Raw genomic sequence first — 1,139 nt, 5'->3', positions numbered from 1 at the left:
CCCTGGGCGAAATGCGCCTGGTAAGCAGAGTTTTTGAAATGTAAGGCCTTTGAATAAGACAAAAGGCTGCCTCATCGCTAACTTTGCAACAGTGCCCCTAATCGTGTTCAGCAGAATAGCCGGAGGAAGTTTCCTACTGTCGATAAGAAAGGATTGGCACAGGGAGTGTGAATATCGAAACACCATCACAGAATAATGCCAGATAGAAATGCGATAGTAGGGTTGGATATTTAAATAAGGAGCATCCCGACTTAAAATGAATATGACTGCGTAACCAGGCGCAATAAAAAAAGCGAAAGAATCGCTTTTATTCTGGTTGTTTTTTCGAAGAGTGACCGTTTTCTGAGATGACAAGAAATAAGGAAGTCCTATGATCGCTAGCGGAATAGTTCAAAAACTGAATGCGCAAATGAATCAGGAGTTTTATACCTCAAATTTGTATCTTCAGCTCAGCCAGAGGTGCAGCGAGAATAGCCTTAATGGCACCGCACTATTTTTGCGTCATCAGGCGCAAAATACGGTGACGCAAATGATGCGCATGTACGAATACATCAAACAGAGCGGCGCCACGCCGGTGTTACAGGAGCAACACGCCCGGTGCGGTGAATTTTCCACGCTGGAAGATCTGTTTGAGCAGACGGTAAGCGATTACCAGAAGCGCATTAATGCGCTGACCTCTTTGACGGAAGACGCCCAGGCAGCAAACGATAAGTCAGCGATTAACTTCCTGAAGCGATACAGAAAAGAGGAAATCGTGGACGGGACGCTGTTGCAAATCATTCTGGATGAAGTCCGCAGCGCTAAAAAAGCGGGCATCAACATGCAGCAAACCGACCACTATCTGGTTGGCGTGATCGATCGCTATCACTAAATCAATTTCGCAGTACGAGGAGGTTTTACGCCTCCTCAGAAAATCTGTTTTACATCAGAAACAGAGGTTTATGCCAGTGAACATTTGATACCCAACACGTCATAGTGATTTTTTAACTTAGCGTTTTTATATCGTGCCAAAAATGTCTCTGCTTGTGTCTTTATATTAAGGAAGGTGCGAATAAGCAGGTCATTTCTTCCCAAGCTGACTCGCTGATTAAAATTTCGCGGATCTGGGCCGATTTTTTTCCCGCAAACACATCGAATCA

At 44.6% G+C, this 1,139-nt stretch carries 1 protein-coding gene and 1 pseudogene; one reads left to right on the top strand and one right to left on the bottom strand.

The features are described 5' to 3' along the window. Positions 1–370: 370 nt before the first annotated feature. Positions 371–871, top strand: a complete 501-nt coding sequence (locus ACNQ0T_RS23125) for a non-heme ferritin-like protein (protein WP_001752509.1) — start codon at positions 371–373, stop codon at positions 869–871. 68 nt (positions 872–939) lie between these two features. On the opposite strand, the pseudogene ACNQ0T_RS23120 reads toward ACNQ0T_RS23125, so the two are convergent. Then, positions 940–1,139 (bottom strand): annotated as a pseudogene (locus tag ACNQ0T_RS23120) (hypothetical protein); the annotation flags it as partial.

This window comes from Enterobacter cloacae complex sp.6700776, from assembly GCF_048284255.1.
Lineage (GTDB): Bacteria > Pseudomonadota > Gammaproteobacteria > Enterobacterales > Enterobacteriaceae > Enterobacter > Enterobacter intestinihominis.
The sequence above is the reverse complement of the archived record's forward strand: the minus strand, read 5'-3'. Positions and strand labels throughout refer to the sequence as shown.

Bases quoted from the DNA above. Each gene is read 5' to 3' on its own strand.
- ACNQ0T_RS23125 (WP_001752509.1), top strand. From the start codon at position 371: ATGATCGCTAGCGGAATAGTTCAAAAACTGAATGCGCAAATGAATCAG.